Origin of the sequence: Pseudomonas sp. R4-35-07, assembly GCF_003852235.1 — a bacterium.
Classification (GTDB): domain Bacteria; phylum Pseudomonadota; class Gammaproteobacteria; order Pseudomonadales; family Pseudomonadaceae; genus Aquipseudomonas.
The window spans coordinates 1352392-1368163 of sequence record NZ_CP027732.1; the positions used below are offsets into that span (position 1 = coordinate 1352392).

General features: G+C 61.1%; 18 protein-coding genes. 14 read left to right on the forward strand and 4 right to left on the reverse strand.

Annotated elements, in window-relative coordinates:
• Positions 1-82 precede the first annotated feature (82 nt).
• From lysS to C4J89_RS06105, 7 genes are all read left to right on the forward strand, one after another.
• Entirely contained in the window at positions 83-1585 is a 1503-nt protein-coding gene (gene lysS, locus C4J89_RS06075; RefSeq protein WP_124361573.1) for a lysine--tRNA ligase, read from the forward strand.
• Positions 1586-1691: 106 nt separating this feature from the next.
• Entirely contained in the window at positions 1692-2408 is a 717-nt protein-coding gene (locus C4J89_RS06080) for a TetR/AcrR family transcriptional regulator (RefSeq protein ID WP_124361574.1), read from the forward strand.
• A gap of 35 nt (positions 2409-2443) precedes the next feature.
• Positions 2444-3721, forward strand: coding sequence for a flavohemoglobin expression-modulating QEGLA motif protein (locus C4J89_RS06085; RefSeq protein ID WP_124361575.1), 1278 nt, complete (start codon positions 2444-2446; stop codon positions 3719-3721).
• Positions 3722-3762: 41 nt separating this feature from the next.
• Complete coding sequence (locus C4J89_RS06090; protein ID WP_124413994.1) at positions 3763-4668, forward strand: alpha/beta hydrolase; 906 nt, start codon at positions 3763-3765, stop codon at positions 4666-4668.
• Entirely contained in the window at positions 4665-4988 is a 324-nt protein-coding gene (locus C4J89_RS06095) for a hypothetical protein (RefSeq protein ID WP_124413995.1), read from the forward strand. The genes C4J89_RS06090 and C4J89_RS06095 overlap by 4 nt, the downstream gene beginning before the upstream one ends.
• Before the next feature lie 171 nt (positions 4989-5159).
• A complete protein-coding gene (locus C4J89_RS06100) occupies positions 5160-5525 on the forward strand; it encodes a hypothetical protein (RefSeq protein WP_177412821.1) in 366 nt (121 codons plus the stop codon).
• A gap of 144 nt (positions 5526-5669) precedes the next feature.
• Complete coding sequence (locus C4J89_RS06105; protein WP_124361578.1) at positions 5670-5876, forward strand: hypothetical protein; 207 nt, start codon at positions 5670-5672, stop codon at positions 5874-5876.
• Positions 5877-5905: 29 nt separating this feature from the next.
• On the opposite strand, the gene C4J89_RS06110 is transcribed toward C4J89_RS06105, so the two are convergent.
• The 3 genes from C4J89_RS06110 to C4J89_RS06120 all read right to left on the reverse strand — a co-directional run bounded on the left by C4J89_RS06110 (position 5906) and on the right by C4J89_RS06120 (position 7790).
• Positions 5906-6691, reverse strand: a complete 786-nt coding sequence (locus C4J89_RS06110; RefSeq protein ID WP_104501912.1) for an OmpA family protein — start codon at positions 6689-6691, stop codon at positions 5906-5908.
• Between the two features lie 56 nt (positions 6692-6747).
• Complete coding sequence (locus tag C4J89_RS06115; protein WP_124361579.1) at positions 6748-7173, reverse strand: DUF4398 domain-containing protein; 426 nt, start codon at positions 7171-7173, stop codon at positions 6748-6750.
• A 272-nt stretch (positions 7174-7445) separates the two neighbouring features.
• Positions 7446-7790: a pilin assembly protein gene (locus C4J89_RS06120; protein WP_124366088.1), complete on the reverse strand. Its 345-nt coding sequence runs from the start codon at positions 7788-7790 to the stop codon at positions 7446-7448.
• 163 nt (positions 7791-7953) lie between these two features.
• Between C4J89_RS06120 and ppc the strand changes: the two genes are divergently transcribed.
• From ppc to C4J89_RS06155, 7 genes are all read left to right on the forward strand, one after another.
• Positions 7954-10581, forward strand: a complete 2628-nt coding sequence (ppc, locus tag C4J89_RS06125) for a phosphoenolpyruvate carboxylase (RefSeq protein ID WP_124413996.1) — start codon at positions 7954-7956, stop codon at positions 10579-10581.
• A gap of 269 nt (positions 10582-10850) precedes the next feature.
• Positions 10851-11498, forward strand: a complete 648-nt coding sequence (gene adk / locus C4J89_RS06130; protein ID WP_124361582.1) for an adenylate kinase — start codon at positions 10851-10853, stop codon at positions 11496-11498.
• A gap of 89 nt (positions 11499-11587) precedes the next feature.
• Entirely contained in the window at positions 11588-12274 is a 687-nt protein-coding gene (gene tsaB / locus C4J89_RS06135; RefSeq protein WP_124413997.1) for a tRNA (adenosine(37)-N6)-threonylcarbamoyltransferase complex dimerization subunit type 1 TsaB, read from the forward strand.
• A 159-nt stretch (positions 12275-12433) separates the two neighbouring features.
• Positions 12434-12724, forward strand: a complete 291-nt coding sequence (locus C4J89_RS06140) for a hypothetical protein (protein ID WP_124361584.1) — start codon at positions 12434-12436, stop codon at positions 12722-12724.
• Entirely contained in the window at positions 12724-13584 is an 861-nt protein-coding gene (locus C4J89_RS06145) for a DUF72 domain-containing protein (protein ID WP_124413998.1), read from the forward strand. Before C4J89_RS06140 ends, C4J89_RS06145 begins: the two co-directional genes overlap by 1 nt.
• Positions 13585-13610: 26 nt before the next feature.
• Entirely contained in the window at positions 13611-14438 is an 828-nt protein-coding gene (locus C4J89_RS06150; RefSeq protein ID WP_124361586.1) for an oxaloacetate decarboxylase, read from the forward strand.
• Between the two features lie 21 nt (positions 14439-14459).
• Complete coding sequence (locus C4J89_RS06155; RefSeq protein WP_124416003.1) at positions 14460-15140, forward strand: extensin family protein; 681 nt, start codon at positions 14460-14462, stop codon at positions 15138-15140.
• 3 nt (positions 15141-15143) lie between these two features.
• On the opposite strand, the gene C4J89_RS06160 is transcribed toward C4J89_RS06155, so the two are convergent.
• Positions 15144-15764 (reverse strand): energy transducer TonB, encoded by a 621-nt coding sequence (locus tag C4J89_RS06160; protein ID WP_124413999.1) that lies wholly within the window; start codon positions 15762-15764, stop codon positions 15144-15146.
• Positions 15765-15772 lie beyond the last annotated feature (8 nt).

Here is a 15772-nt window from a genome sequence, read left to right on the forward strand (position 1 = left end):
GCGGGGGGGACGCCTAGTCCTTGCCTCGCGATCCCCAGCCGAAGGCTGGGGAAAACGTATTTGTGATGGAATTTCAAAAGACATGAGCGACCAACAACTCGACCCGCAAGCCCTGCAACAGGAAGAAAACTCCCTGATCGCCCTGCGCAAGGAAAAGCTTGCTGCCGAGCGCGCCAAGGGTAACGCCTTCCCCAACGACTTCCGCCGCGAAAACTACTGCGATGCGTTGCAGAAGCAGTACGCGGACAAGACCAAGGAAGAGCTGGCAGAAGCGGCGATCCCGGTCAAGGTGGCGGGTCGCATCATGCTCAACCGTGGCTCGTTCATGGTGATCCAGGACATGACCGGGCGTATCCAGGTCTACGTCAACCGCAAGACCCTTTCCGAAGAAACCCTGGCCTCGGTGAAAACCTGGGACATGGGCGACATCATCGCAGCCGAAGGCACCCTGGCCCGTTCCGGCAAGGGCGACCTGTATGTCGAAATGACCAGCGTCCGCCTGCTGACCAAGTCGCTGCGCCCGCTGCCGGACAAGCACCACGGCCTGACCGACACCGAGCAGCGCTACCGCCAGCGCTACGTTGACCTGATCGTCAACGAAGACGTGCGCCAGACCTTCCGCGTGCGTTCGCAAGTCATCGCCCACATCCGCAGCTTCCTGATGCAGCGTGACTTCCTCGAAGTGGAAACGCCGATGCTGCAGACCATCCCCGGTGGTGCCGCAGCCAAGCCGTTCGAAACCCACCACAATGCGCTGGACCTGCCAATGTTCCTGCGTATCGCGCCGGAGCTGTACCTCAAGCGCCTGGTGGTTGGCGGTTTCGAAAAAGTCTTCGAAATCAACCGCAACTTCCGTAACGAAGGCGTCTCGACCCGGCACAACCCTGAATTCACCATGTTGGAGTTCTACCAGGCTTACGCCGACTACGAAGACAACATGGACCTCACCGAAGAACTGTTCCGCGAGCTGGCGCAGCTGGTGCTGGGCAGTACCGACGTTCCGTACGGCGACAAGGTCTTCCACTTCGGCGAGCCGTTCGTGCGCCTGTCGGTGTTCGACTCGATCCTCAAGTACAACCCTGAGCTGACCGCCGATGATCTGAACGACATCGACAAGGCCCGTGCCATTGCCAAGAAAGCCGGCGCCAAGGTGCTGGGCTTCGAAGGCCTGGGCAAACTGCAGGTGATGATTTTCGAAGAGCTGGTGGAGCACAAGCTGGAACAGCCGCACTTCATTACCCAGTACCCGTTCGAAGTGTCGCCGCTGGCCCGTCGCAACGATGACAACCCGAACGTCACCGACCGTTTCGAGCTGTTCATCGGTGGCCGCGAAATCGCCAACGCCTATTCCGAGCTGAACGACGCGGAAGATCAGGCCGAGCGCTTCATGGCCCAGGTGGCCGACAAGGACGCCGGCGACGACGAAGCCATGCACTACGATGCCGACTTCGTACGTGCGCTGGAATACGGCATGCCGCCAACCGCCGGTGAAGGTATCGGCATCGACCGCCTGGTGATGCTGTTGACCAACTCGCCGTCGATCCGCGATGTGATCCTGTTCCCGCACATGCGGCCACAAGCGTAACCGTAGCGAAATCCGAAGCCGCCTTTTATAAGGCGGCTTTTTTATGTGGCGTGTACTCGCGTCAAGCAAACAGCGCCAGGTTTTGTTCTATTCAAGGATGTGTGTGGTGAACCGCGTAATGGCTCAAGAAGGCGCCGCCGGCATTGCCGCTGCCGTGGCTGAAAGCGTCCAGTACCAAGGCCGCAAGGCCAGCCGCCGGGGCAGTGAACAACGCCGGCAAGACATTCTCGATGCGGCCATGCGCATCGTGGTCCGCGATGGGGTCCGTGCCGTGCGCCACCGGGCCGTGGCGGCGGAGGCCGGCGTACCGTTGTCGGCGACCACGTACTATTTCAAAGACATCGATGACCTGCTCACCGATACCTTCGCCCAATACGTCGAGCGCAGCGCTGCCTTCATGGGCAAGCTGTGGGTGCGCAACGAAGGCCTGCTGCGCGAGATGGTCGCGTACGGCGATGGCAGCCCGGCGTCGCGTTCGCAGCTGGCCGATGACATTGCGCGGCTGACCGCCGACTACGTGCAGCGCCAACTGGCCAACCGCCGTGAATACCTGATGGCCGAGCAGGCCTTCCGCCAGGAAGCCTTGTTGAATCCGCGCCTGGCCGAACTGGTACGCTCCCACCAGCAGATCCTGTTGCAGGGTACCGGGCAGTTTTTCCAGGTATTGGGCTCGCGCGAGCCGCAACAGGATGCCAAGGTGTTGACGGCGATTATCAGTCGGATGGAATATCAGGGCTTGTTGGGCGGCGCAGAGCCTCTGACCGGTGACGAGATGCTGGAGATACTCAAGCGTTACATGCACCTGGTATTGGCTTCGGTCTGATACCAGCAAGGCCACGTTTAAAGAGGAAGCACCGGGTGGACGATTACCAGCAGACGATACGCACCTTGTCCGATCGCATTGTGCTGGCGCAAACGCCGATCCGCGTCCTCGACGCCGTGAAGTGGGACGAGAATATTCGCCAGGGCTTTCTCAAGGCCAAGGGCAAGGCCATGCCCGCCGTGGATCGCGATTACTACCTGAACCGCCCGTTGTCGTTCGACTCCAGTGCGGTCAAGCTGGAATTTCAGAACATCGAGCGCGACATCACCCGCCGCCTCGGCCAGTTCAGCCCGGTAGGGCAGATCATGCGCCGTATGTGCCGGGAGTACCGCATGGTCGTGCGTATGCTCGAAGCCCGTGGCACCGAGGATTTCGGCCTGATTTCCCAGGAACTCTACGGCGCCGCGTCCGACGCCTTCCACGCCGGTGACCCGACCCTGGCCGATCTGGGCCTGATGCTCTCGGACTACCTGAACAATATCGACGGCCGTGGCGACCTCAAGGACGAAGCCAAGACCTTGACCGCCAAGGACGCCGTCGCCTTGCTGCAAACGCGCTTGAACAAAGTGTTCGGCGAGGCCGAAGAAACCATCCGCGTGTTCGAATCCGATGGCATCGTCGCCGACGCGGCGGCGGGCGCCGACTACATCAAGATCCGCGCCGACGCGATGTTCAACGACCGTGACGTGCGCGCCCTGGAAGTGCACGAAGGCCTGGTGCATGTGGGCACCACTCTCAATGGCCAGAACCAGCCGATCTGCACGTTCCTGTCCAAGGGCCCACCCTCATCCACCGTGACCCAGGAAGGCCTGGCGATCCTGATGGAGATCATCACGTTCGCCTCCTACCCCAGCCGGCTGCGCAAACTGACCAACCGCACCCGCGCCATTCATATGGTGGAGGAGGGCGCCGACTTCCTGCAGGTGTTCGAATTCTTCCGCGAGCAAGGCTTTGAAATGGCTGAAAGCTACGGCAACGCCAGTCGCGTGTTCCGTGGCTCGGTGCCCACTGGCTTGCCGTTTACCAAGGATCTGTCCTACCTCAAGGGCTTTATCATGGTCTACAACTACATCCAGCTGGCCGTGCGCAAGGGCAAGTTGGAACAAGTGCCGTTGTTGTTCTGCGGCAAGACCACGCTTGAAGATATGCGCACCTTGCGCCAACTGGTCGATGAAGGCCTGGTAGTGCCGCCCAAATACCTGCCCGAACAGTTCCGCGACATGAACGCACTGGCGGCGTGGATGTGCTTCTCCAACTTCCTCAACCATTTGAGCCTGGACCGCATCGAGGCGGACTACTCCAATATCCTGTAAGGATGCTGGCTATTTTCAACTCACCCACGAGGCTTCAACGGATGAGAATCCTCGGCATTCTTTGCCTGCTACTCACATTGAACGGCTGCAGCTCCCTGCTGTTCTACCCGGAGCCCGGCCTGCCGTTCACGCCGCAAAAAGCCCACCTTGCGTACCGCGACGTCACCCTCACCACTGCCGACGGCGTAAATCTGCACGCCTGGTGGCTACCCGCCAAGCCCGGCGTGCCACTCAAAGGCACGGTGCTGCACCTGCACGGCAATGGCGGCAATCTGGCCTGGCACCTGGGCGGGAGTTGGTGGTTGCCGGAGCAGGGCTACCAAGTGCTGTTGCTCGACTATCGCGGCTATGGGCTCTCCGAAGGCAAGCCGTCATTGCCGGCGATTTATCAGGATGTGGACGCCGCGTTCAGTTGGCTCGATCAGGCGCCCGAAGTCCGCAGCCAGCCGCTGATCGTCCTTGGCCAGAGCCTGGGCGGTGCGTTGGCCGTGCATTATCTTGCGGCCCACCCCGAGCGCCAGTCCCGGCTCAAGGCCCTGGTATTGGATGGCGTGCCCGCCAGTTATCGTGACGTAGGACAATTCGCCCTGAGCACGTCCTGGTTAACATGGCCGTTCCAGTTACCCCTGTCTTGGCTGGTGCCCGACGCCGACAGCGCGATCAACGCCATGCCCCAACTGACCGGCGTGCCCAAGCTGCTGTTTCACAGCCTGGATGATCCGATCGTGCCCTTGTCCAACGGTATCCGCCTGTACCAGGCAGCGCCTGCACCCAGGGTGCTGCAACTGACGCGAGGTGGGCATGTGCAGACATTTGCCGACAAGACCTGGCAAACCGTGATGCTGCGTTACCTGGATGACCCGCTGCACTTCAACGGCCTGCGTCGTCTCGGCGAAATCCCGAATTATCCCCTACCTGAAGCTGACCCATCAGAGAGCCCGCAATGAGTGAAGAGCGCAACATGATCCCGCTGATTCTCACTGGCATCGGCACCATCATCGGTACTGTCGGTTGCCTGTGGTACTACGGCTACCTGCACTTCGCCAAGCCGGAGGATGCGCTGTTGCTCAGCGATTTCACGATGCTCAAGACCGTGCCGGGTGAGGACTACAAAATCTCGTTGACCCCTGCCGCTCAAGTGGCGCAGTGCATTGATGGCGTATTGGTGATGTTCGACACCGACCAGAAAGGCCTGAGTGGCGTGCTGGTGAATAACAAGAAGCAGGCAGTGCGTTGCATGGGGCAGGAAACCCCACAACTGCAGTAGTGACAGCCGGCTTCCCCGCCGTGGGAAAGTGCCGTTATCTCTACAGATTATGGATTTGTCACCTGTCAGTCCGCCCCGCTGAGCGGAACCATCCTGACGCTCCCACCACAGATATGGACTGATTGGCGCTGCTGATCAGCCTATTTTATTCATTGGTTGGAGTGAGCGTTTATGGCGGGAATCAACGGCGTATCGGGTGGTGCAAACATGGGTGGCCTGGGCGGTGTCGGCAATACCGGCAATCGCCAGGGGGGCTCGCAGCAGGGGCTCGACCAACAGATTCAAGATGTAAAGAATCAGCTCCAGGAGCTTAAATCCAAAGGTTCTCAGGAAAACCAGGGAAGTGGCGGTGCGGGTGGCGAAGGCTCTCCCACGGCATTGGAGGAGCTACTGAAGAAACTACTCGCCCAGAAAGCTGGCGGTGCGCAGGGTGGTCAAGGCGCACAAGATGGCCAAAGCGGAGGACAAAGCGACGGCCAAGGCCAGGGCCAGATCCAGTCTCCGCCATCGCAAGGTACAGGCTCCGTCGACTACTGATGGGTGTCTCTGGAAAACCGCCTTCATTGGCGGTTTTTCAGGTTGCATCAAGCGACCGGTTTCGTTGTTGACGCGAATACCTGGAACCGTATCGCGTCAGATGCCACAGACAGCGATGAAACTACACAAAGCGGGGCCTAGAATGTGGCGATAACCATTGCTGCAATACGCAACATGTTGGACATGGCCAGGGAGCATCAGAAGCTGGAGCGGCGAGACGCTGAGGACGATGAACTCAAGCAACTGATGGATAAGCTGTCGCAAAATGCTTATGGCCCCAAAATCGAAATGCCTGCCGACGATACTCACCGCACCATCCAGTTTGACGAACCCAAAAAAAACCCACCGTAAGGTGGGTTTTTTCATGCCGCTTAAACCAATCAGTTAGCTACGGAAGAACGTGGCTTGACCGGTTGGTTGTCGTTGGAGATGGTCACTTCAACGCGGCGGTTCATTGCACGGCCCGATACGCTGCCGTTGTCGGCAACCGGGTATTCCTTGCCGTAGCCCTGGGTCACGATGCGCGAGATATCCACGCCTTGCTGTGCCAGTGCACGTTGCACGGAAGCCGCACGGCGCTCGGACAGGCTCTGGTTGTACGAGTCGGAACCGGTGCTGTCGGTGTAGCCTTCGACGATCACTTTACGGTCCGGATTGTCGCGCAGGAACTGAGCCAGCTTGGTGATATTCACCAGGCCGCTGGACTTAAGGTCGGACTTGTTGGTGGCGAACAGTACGTCACCAAAGGTCACCAGGGTGCCGCGATCGGTTTGCTTGGCGTTCAAGCTGTCTTGCAATTGCTTGATCTGCGCGTCACGAGCGTCCAGCAGGGCGCGGGCACGTTCGTCGCCAGCGTTTTTCAGCTTGGCTTCGGACTCACGCAGAGAAATAGTGTCTTTGGCCACTTCTACACGCTGGTTGGTCAGGTAAGCCAACTGGTCGACTTTCTTCTCGTCTTCCTTGTCGCGGTAGGCCTTGTCTGCCTTATCCAGCCACTCGCTGGCGTCTTTGGTTTCCAGCGCTGCGAGCTTGGTAGCCTGCGGGTTGGTTTGCAGGGCCGTGAAATTGGTCCGTGCGTTTTCCAGATTTGCGTTCGGCGGGGTGGAGCAGGCTGCCAAGGCAACGCTCATCGCCAACAGGGCAGGGATCATCAATTGTTTACGCATAGTCGTGTCGTCCTTTCAATTCGATATCAGGTGCGATGCAGTCAAGGGGCAGCGGCTTACTTCTGCTGGATAGCAGCCGGGCGCATGCCTTCCTTACGCAACTCGTCAACTGCTTTCTGGGAGTCCTTCACCGCTTGCTCAGCCTTGGCAGCCTGGGCTTTACGCTCAGCAACGCGAGCGTCCCACTCGGCTTGTTCAGCCAACTGACGCGCTTTGTCGTAGTTCTTGTCGTGCATGGCGATTTCGGCTTCTTTGAGCTTGTCCTGGGCCGACTTCATTTCCACGGCTGCAAACTCGGTACCGCCGGCGCTGACCGCGCTGTTGACCGCAGATTGGGTCACTGCGTATTGCTCGGTCGGCGGGTTACCGGCACAGCCAGCCAGAACGAAGCTGGTGCCGATTGCCAGCGCGGCCAATTTGAGCCCGCGCAGGTGGTTAAACGAGGATTTGGCAGTGCTGGTCTTCATCGTCTTCAACTCCATTGGATAACTCCTGAAAAATCCATCCTGGCGTTCGTTTGCGGGCCCGGCGGTTAAGCACATGACGCCAGTTCAAACGAGCGTTCCAAGTGATGGCTTACTGGCTGTGACCGGATGCTTTTTTCAAAAGTTCAGCGGAGATGGCGATTTGCCTAAAAAAATATCTGACTGAATGGTCAGCATCAGAAATTTGGAACTTTCACCCCGCGAAGCGGTACGCCGGGCCGCTGAAAGGCCCGGAATACAGCGGTTGAATCAGTTTAAATAAGGGAGGATCAGTGCTGCGGTTCGTCAGCACTCGCTGACAAATCATGCAGATAGCGGCGCGACAACGTCAGAAAACGCGGCGTGGGCCCGACGTCTTCATACAGCGGGTCGCCTTCTTCATCGGTGGCAATCACCTGCTGGCCCTTGACGTAGGGAAAGCTGGCTTCCAGCTCTTCGAGGGCGGCGCCGATCAGTTCGCCAAGCAGTTCTTCGGTGTGGCGCTTGGGGTACATTTCGGCAAGGGCGGCCAGCCGCGCGGCGGCTTCTACGTCCAGATGAATCGCGTATTGGGTTTGGGTCAGTCGACCCTTGGCGGTTTCTTCCCAATGCTGGGGCAGGTCTCGAATTTTCATGGCAACCTCAATAATGAGTGACCAGCCACCGGTGTGGATGACCCGGCGACTTAACCTTGAGACTAGCTGCAAGCCGCAAGGTTTAAAGTGTCTTGTCAGAAAGCGCCGCCGACGGCACTCTGGAACACCTGCGCGTCCCGGATTTCTGGCTGGAGATTGGCTGATGAGTGATATCGATGCACGCTTGCGTGAGGATGTTCACCTGCTGGGTGAACTGTTGGGCAACACCATTCGAGAGCAATACGGCGATGCGTTTCTCGACAAGATCGAGCAGATCCGTAAAGGCGCCAAGGCTGACCGGCGCGGCGCGGGCGCTGAGCTCAGCGCGAGCCTGAATCAGCTGCAGGAAGATGAACTGCTGCCTGTAGCGCGGGCCTTCAACCAGTTCCTCAACCTGGCCAACATTGCCGAGCAGTACCAGTTGATTCATCGGCGCGATGAATCGCAGCCGGCGCCCTTCGAGTCCCGTGTGCTGCCGGAGTTGCTGGCCCGCCTGCAACGCGAAGGCCACAGTGACGAATCCCTGGCCCGCCAATTGGCGCGGCTGGAGATCGAGTTGGTCCTCACCGCCCACCCCACCGAAGTCGCGCGCCGCACGCTGATCCAGAAATATGACGCGATTGCCGCGCAACTGGCGCTGCAGGATCACCGTGACCTCACCAGCGCCGAGCGCGAGCAGATCCGCGAACGCTTGCAACGCCTGATCGCCGAGGCCTGGCACACCGAAGAAATCCGCCGCGTCCGGCCCACGCCGGTGGATGAAGCCAAATGGGGCTTTGCGGTCATCGAGCATTCGTTGTGGCAGGCCATTCCCAATTATTTGCGCAAGGCCGACCAGGCCTTGCACGCCGCCACCGGTTTGCGTCTGCCGCTTGAGGCCGCGCCAATTCGATTTGCCTCGTGGATGGGCGGCGACCGTGACGGCAACCCGAATGTCACGGCGCCGGTCACTCGCGAAGTGCTGTTGCTGGCGCGCTGGATGGCCGCGGATTTGTATCTGCGCGATATCGATCAGCTCGCCTCCGAGCTGTCCATGCAACAGGCCAGCCCGGCGTTGCTGGCTCAGGTGGGGGACAGCGTCGAGCCTTACCGTGCCTTGCTCAAGCAACTGCGCGAACGCCTGCGCGCCACGCGCCAGTGGGCTCATTCCGCGTTGAGTGGCCCTGCACCGGCACCGGCGCAGGTGTTGCAGGACAATCGCGACCTGCTCGGCCCCTTGGAGCTGTGCTATCAGTCGCTGCATGAGTGCGGCATGGGCGTGATTGCCGATGGTCCGTTGCTCGACTGCCTGCGCCGCGCTGTCACTTTCGGCCTGTTCCTGGTCCGCCTGGATGTGCGCCAGGATTCCACGCGTCACTCGTCGGCCATGACCGAAATCACCGACTACCTCGGCTTGGGTCGCTATGAAGACTGGGACGAAGAAACGCGCATCAACTTCCTGAGCAAAGAGCTGAACAATCGCCGACCACTGCTGCCAGGTTATTTCAAACCGTCGGCGGATACCGCTGAGGTGTTGAACACCTGCCGCGAAATCGCCGCTGCACCGGCTGCATCGCTGGGCTCCTATGTGATTTCCATGGCCGGCGCCGCATCGGATGTGCTGGCGGTGCAGTTGCTGCTCAAAGAGTCGGGCGTACAGCGGCCCATGCGCGTCGTGCCGCTGTTCGAGACCCTGGCCGACCTGGATAACGCCGGGCCGGTGATGGAGCGACTGTTGCAACTGCCGGGCTATCGCGCGCGGTTGCATGGCCCGCAGGAAGTGATGATCGGCTATTCGGACTCGGCCAAGGACGCCGGCACCACCGCCGCCGCTTGGGCGCAGTACCGGGCACAGGAACGGCTGGTGGATATCTGCCGCGAGCAACAAGTGGAATTGCTGTTGTTCCACGGTCGCGGTGGCACCGTCGGCCGTGGCGGTGGCCCGGCGCATGCGGCGATCCTGTCGCAGCCACCGGGCTCGGTGGCGGGGCGGTTCCGCACCACCGAACAGGGCGAGATGATCCGCTTCAAGTTTGGCCTGCCGGATATTGCCGAACAGAACCTCAACCTCTACTTGGCGGCGGTACTCGAAGCCACGCTGTTGCCACCGCCGCCACCGGAGCCGGCCTGGCGTCATCTGATGGACGAATTGGCCGCCGACGGCGTCAGCGCCTACCGCGCGGTGGTGCGGGAAAATCCGCAATTCGTCGAGTATTTCCGCCAGTCCACGCCGGAGCAGGAATTGGGGCGTTTGCCGCTCGGCAGTCGCCCCGCGAAGCGGCGCGCCGGCGGTATTGAAAGCCTGCGCGCGATTCCCTGGATCTTCGGCTGGACCCAGACTCGCCTGATGCTGCCCGCCTGGCTCGGCTGGGAAGCGGCATTGAGCAAAGCCCTGGAGCGCGGCGAGGGTGAGTTGCTGGGGCAGATGCGCGAGCAGTGGCCGTTCTTCCGCACGCGCATTGATATGCTGGAAATGGTGCTGGCCAAGGCCGACGCCGATATCGCCCGCCTCTATGATGAGCGCCTGGTGCAGCCCGACTTGCTGCCATTGGGTGCGCACTTACGCGACCTATTGTCGCAGGCATGTCACGTGGTGCTAGGCCTGACTGGCCAGTCGCAGCTATTGGCCCACAGTCCGGACACCCTGGAGTTCATCCGCCTGCGTAACACCTACCTCGACCCCTTGCACCTGCTGCAGGCCGAATTGCTTGCTCGCTCGCGCCAACGCGAAGCGGCGCAAGACAGCCCTCTGGAACAGGCGCTGCTGGTGTCCGTCGCCGGTATTGCCGCCGGTTTGCGCAACACCGGTTGAGGTTTTTCGCCTGTTCTCAACGGCTTGCGAATCAACCGCGACGACCGCCCTGAAACGGGCGGTCGTTGTTTGAGGGGCACGGTTGCGCCTTTGGCTGACGCATGCCTGGCGCGGGTTTCTCCTACTTTTGGCGGCTTGTGTGGTAAGGGCCTGCTGTGTATCTTGATCAGCCTTTGGCCGTTTGATCGGCCTGGAACCACATTTTTACGAGATTGGCCCCACGCGGCGAATCCGAGCGTCATCTCTATAAAAAATTGAGGAGCACATCGATGCGCGTCATTCTGCTGGGAGCTCCCGGGGCCGGTAAAGGTACTCAGGCAAAGTTCATCACTGAAAAATTCGGCATTCCACAAATCTCCACCGGCGACATGCTGCGCGCTGCCGTCAAGGCCGGCACCGAGCTGGGCCTGATCGCCAAGAGCGTGATGGACAGCGGCGGCCTGGTCTCCGATGACCTGATCATCAACCTGGTCAAGGAACGCATCAGCCAGGAAGACTGCAAGAACGGTTTCCTGTTCGACGGCTTCCCGCGCACCATTCCCCAGGCTGAAGCGCTGGTGAAAGCGGGCGTCGAGTTGGACGCGGTGGTCGAGATCGCCGTTGAAGACGAAGAAATCGTCCAGCGTATCGCCGGTCGGCGCGTTCACGAAGGCTCGGGCCGCGTGTATCACATCGTCTACAACCCGCCGAAAGTGGCCGGCAAGGACGATGTCACCGGTGAAGACCTGGTGCAGCGTAAAGACGACACCGAAGAAACCGTACGTCATCGCCTGTCGGTCTACCATTCCCAGACCAAGCCGCTGGTGGACTTCTACCAGCAGCTGTCCGCTAAACAGGGCAAGCCGAAATACAGCCATATTCCTGGCGTCGGCTCCGTGGAAGCGATCACTGCCAAGGTGCTGCAAGCACTGAGCTGATGGGTTGATCGGCTGCATTCACAACGGCCCGCTTGCGGGCCGTTGTTGTTTATACTGGCGCACTTTTTTCGACTTGGACACCCACACCCATGAGCACCCTGCTGGCCCTGGACACCGCGACTGAAGCTTGCTCCGTGGCCTTGCTGCACGACGGCAAGGTAACGAGCCACTACGAGGTGATCCCGCGGCTGCACGCGCAGAAGCTGCTGCCCATGATCAAGCAACTGCTGGAAGACGCCGGTACCAGCCTGGCCGCCGTGGATGCCATCGCGTTCGGCCGTGGCCCCGGCGCGTTTACCGGCGTGCGGATTGCCATTGGCGTGGTGCAGGGCCTGGCGTTCGCGTTGGAGCGTCCGGTATTGCCGGTCTCCAACCTCGCGGTACTGGCCCAACGTGCGCTGCGTGAGCATGGCGCCACGCAAGTGGCGGCGGCGATTGATGCGCGCATGGATGAAGTCTATTGGGGCTGCTACCGCGAGAGCGCCGGTGAAATGCGCCTGATCGGCGTGGAAGCCGTGCAAGCGCCGGAGTCATCGGTACTGCCCGATGATGCCAGCGGCGACTGGTTCGGTGCCGGGACTGGCTGGGGCTATGGCGAGCGTATGGGAGTGCAGCTTGCGGGTCTGGACGCTACGATGCTGCCCCATGCCGAAGACCTGCTGACCCTCGCGCGCTTTGCTTTCGAGCGCGGCGAGGCGATTGCGGCGGATCTGGCGGCGCCGGTTTACCTGCGCGATAAAGTCGCACAGACCAAGGCAGAGCGAGGGATTATTTGACGCCAGAATTGCGGTAAACCTACGCAAATATCGCCAATCGTCAGAATTTGCACCGGGTTTTAAACCTTTTTCAAATTATGTGTTCTAGTTATCACCAGAGCATTTGCGCGCTACGGATCGCGCCACTAAAATGCCATTACTGATAGCGAGTTCGCGCCCATGCGTATTGATGGCTTTTCCTCACAGTCGTACCCAATCAAACGTAAGCCGCGTAAGGCTAACGTTACTGTGGACGACTCCGTAGAGGACTCGCCAGACTTCATTGAAGTCCACTCCGACGCGCAGCCCAGCACCCAAGCCCGCATCAGCGGTCTTCCCGCCCGTCAGCAAGACATGGTCTTCCCCCGCTCCATGAGCAAAAGCGTTGCCACTGCCCTGGCCAGCTACCTGACCACCGCCGGCTTTGTCGAATGGGATATGGAAGTGCTGGGTCTCGATATCCACATCTGATGCGTCTGCCTTACTACATCGGCTGCCCGTCCTGGAGTGAAAACGCCTGGCGAGAATATCTGTATCCCGCCGATGCGCGCGCCAATGATTACCTGGCACTCTATTCCCAAGTCTTCAACGCGGTTGAAGGCAACACCACGTTTTACGCGCGCCCCTCGGTCGCCACGGTGCAGCGCTGGGCCGAGATCATGCCCGAGCACTTTCGCTTCACCGCCAAATTCCCAGGTGATATCAGCCATGCCGGTGACTTGCGCGAGCAATTGCCAGCGGCGGAAAGCTTCGTCGGCTTGATGAGCCCCTTGGGCGAGCGCGTTTCGCCGCTGTGGCTGCAACTGTCGAAGGCTTTTACCCCGCAGCGCCTCGGTGAGCTGGCCGGATTCCTCGATGGCATCGATCGCCCACTGGCCGTTGAAGTCCGCCACGAGGAGTTCTTCGCCCGAGGCGAGGCCGAGCGCAGGCTTAACCGCCTGCTGCGCGATCGCGGTGTCGAACGCGTCTGTCTCGATCCGCGCGCGCTGTTCAGTTGCACCTCCACCTCGGCGGCCGTCCTGCATGCCCAATCGAAAAAGCCCAGGGTGCCTCCGCGCCCGGCGGCCCTGACGCTGTTTCCGCAAGTGCGCTTTATCGGGCATCCCGAGCTTGAAGCCAACGATCCGTTCCTGATGCCCTGGGTCGAAAAGATCGCCAGCTGGATCGAAGAGGGGCGTACCCCCTATATGTTCCTGCACACCTCGGACAACCGCCTCGCCGCGCAATTGGCCTTGCGTTTCCACGACCAGTTGATGGTGCGATTGCCAGGGCTCGCGCCGCTGCCAACCTTGCATCGAGAACCCGTCGCGGAACAACTGGGGTTACTCTAGGGCTTCTTTCCCGCCAGGAGTCAGTCATGGATGCCCAAACCCTTCGCGCCGAAACCTTCAAAGCCCTGCACGCGCGCGACCGTGCCTTTGTCATGCCCAATCCGTGGGACGCCGGCTCCGCCATCATGCTTGCCAGCCTGGGCTTCGAAGCCTTGGCAACCACCAGCGCGGGCTTTGCGTTCAGCCTGGGACGGCCGGATGCGGAAGGCGCGCTGTCGCTGGAAGACACCCTGGGCAATGCCGGAGCCATTGTCCGGGCGACTTCGCTGCCAGTCGCCGCTGACTTGGAAAACGGCTTCAGCGACACCCCCGAAGGCTGTGCCCAGACCATCCTGCGAGCTGCAGCCACCGGTATCGTCGGCGGCTCCATCGAAGACGCCACCGGGGTTGCCGTCGATCCGATCTACCCCTTCGACCTCGCCGTCGAGCGCATCGAGGCCGCCGTCGCTGCCGCCCGCAGTCTGGGGTTTCCCTTCACGCTGACGGCTCGTGCAGAAAACTTCCTGCATGGTCGCCCGGACTTGCCCGACACCATTCGCCGCCTGCAAGCCTACGCCGAAGCGGGCGCCGATGTGCTGTATGCGCCGGGCCTGCGCAGTGCCGAAGAGGTGCTGGCGGTGGTCAAGGCCGTCGCGCCCAAACCGGTGAATGTATTGATGTCCGGTGGCCTGAACCTCAGCGTCGCGCAGCTGAGCGAACTGGGCGTGCGGCGTATCAGCGTGGGCTCGGCCCTGGCCCTGGCGGCCTATGGCGAGTTCTATCGGGCGGCGCAGGAAATCTACGGGTTGGGCACCTTTACCTTTACCGAGCGCAAGATGCCGTTCGACCAGGCCAATCGATTCTTCAAGGGCTAAGCGGTGCGGTCGATCAGGTGGATGGGCGCGTTGCTGGTGCTCGGCGGCGCGCTGGCCGTAGGCGTATGGCGCGGCTGGGTGGCGGTGCCGCATGAATGGAACCCATGGGCGCCGCTGGATGTGCGCGCCAGTCCGAACCTGTTGACGCGCTACAAACTGGGACGGCTGCAGGATGATCCCGCGCTGTGCGACCAGGTGTTGAAAACCTCGGGGTTGCGGGTGAGCCATCAGGCCGACTCGCGCGCCGACGCCGCGTGCCCCCTGCGCAACACGTTGAGGGTACAGGGCGCAGAGGTTGGCTTGAGCAGCAGCTTCCTGGCCAGTTGCCCACTGGCGGTAGCGTTTGCCTTGTTCGAGCGCCACAGCCTGCAACCGGCGGCTCAGGCGATCTATGGCCAGGCGGTGACGCGAGTCGATCACCTGGGCAGTTTTGCCTGTCGCAATGTCTACAACCGCGCCGAAGGCCGACTCAGCCAGCACGCGTCGGCCAATGCATTGGATATCGCCGGGTTTCGCCTGGCTGATGGGCGCCGTATCAGTGTGCTCAAGGACTGGCCGGGGCAGGGCGCTGACGCGCGATTTTTACGTCAGGTGCGTGACGGCGCGTGCCACGCTTTCAATGGGGTGTTGAGCCCCGACTATAACGCCGCGCACCGTAACCACTTCCATCTGGATATGGGCCGCTGGTGGATGTGTCGCTAAGCGTCAGGCGGCCAGGCGCAGGTTGTTGGCGATCAGCGGGCGTGCCCAGTGGTAGTCAAAATCCAGGGCTTTCTGTTGTTCTGCCAGAGCCTGCTCGGTGAACGGAGTCGCGGCCGGTGGCAACAAGTCCAGCTCGAACTCGGCAATCGGCAAGTGCAGCGGCCGGGGTTGCGGCGCCGGGCCCGGCTCAGCGACGGGTTGACCTGCGCTCAGGACAATCGGGCGTACCCAGCCGCTTTCGAAATTCTGCTGGCGTTGCTGGGCGATGATGTCTTCATCAGGAAAGGGTGGCGCTGCGGGTGGCAGCAACTCGGTCTCGAATTCGGCAATCGGCAGGAACAGCGGCTCAGGCGGGGCGATCGCGATGTCTTTCACGTCGCACTCACGCTGGGTGAGGATCTGCGCGAGCAGGTCGGCGCCTTCGCCGGGTTCCACCGCCGGGTCTTTCGGTGCAGTCGCCATAGCGGCCAGCGCGCCCGGCGTGGCACCGAGCTGCTCGGCCAGGGCGCGGGCGAAGAAGTCCTGCCACACATGGCTCACCCCGGCCAGCGCTTGAGTATTGCGCAGGCCGTAGTGGTTGTGGGTCGGCAGTACACCGATAGTTAGGGGAAGAATGTCTGACATTTTTTTCG

Bases quoted from the DNA above. Each gene is read 5' to 3' on its own strand.
- tsaB (WP_124413997.1), top strand. From the start codon at position 11,588: ATGAGCACCCTGCTGGCCCTGGACACCGCGACTGAAGCTTGCTCCGTG.
- C4J89_RS06095 (WP_124413995.1), top strand. From the start codon at position 4,665: ATGAGTGAAGAGCGCAACATGATCCCGCTGATTCTCACTGGCATCGGC.
- C4J89_RS06100 (WP_177412821.1), top strand. From the start codon at position 5,160: ATGGCGGGAATCAACGGCGTATCGGGTGGTGCAAACATGGGTGGCCTG.
- C4J89_RS06115 (WP_124361579.1), bottom strand. From the start codon at position 7,173: ATGGAGTTGAAGACGATGAAGACCAGCACTGCCAAATCCTCGTTTAAC.
- C4J89_RS06090 (WP_124413994.1), top strand. From the start codon at position 3,763: ATGAGAATCCTCGGCATTCTTTGCCTGCTACTCACATTGAACGGCTGC.
- lysS (WP_124361573.1), top strand. From the start codon at position 83: ATGAGCGACCAACAACTCGACCCGCAAGCCCTGCAACAGGAAGAAAAC.
- C4J89_RS06150 (WP_124361586.1), top strand. From the start codon at position 13,611: ATGGATGCCCAAACCCTTCGCGCCGAAACCTTCAAAGCCCTGCACGCG.
- ppc (WP_124413996.1), top strand. From the start codon at position 7,954: ATGAGTGATATCGATGCACGCTTGCGTGAGGATGTTCACCTGCTGGGT.
- C4J89_RS06145 (WP_124413998.1), top strand. From the start codon at position 12,724: ATGCGTCTGCCTTACTACATCGGCTGCCCGTCCTGGAGTGAAAACGCC.
- C4J89_RS06160 (WP_124413999.1), bottom strand. From the start codon at position 15,764: ATGTCAGACATTCTTCCCCTAACTATCGGTGTACTGCCGACCCACAAC.
- C4J89_RS06155 (WP_124416003.1), top strand. From the start codon at position 14,460: ATGGGCGCGTTGCTGGTGCTCGGCGGCGCGCTGGCCGTAGGCGTATGG.
- C4J89_RS06140 (WP_124361584.1), top strand. From the start codon at position 12,434: ATGCGTATTGATGGCTTTTCCTCACAGTCGTACCCAATCAAACGTAAG.
- C4J89_RS06110 (WP_104501912.1), bottom strand. From the start codon at position 6,691: ATGCGTAAACAATTGATGATCCCTGCCCTGTTGGCGATGAGCGTTGCC.
- adk (WP_124361582.1), top strand. From the start codon at position 10,851: ATGCGCGTCATTCTGCTGGGAGCTCCCGGGGCCGGTAAAGGTACTCAG.
- C4J89_RS06120 (WP_124366088.1), bottom strand. From the start codon at position 7,790: ATGAAAATTCGAGACCTGCCCCAGCATTGGGAAGAAACCGCCAAGGGT.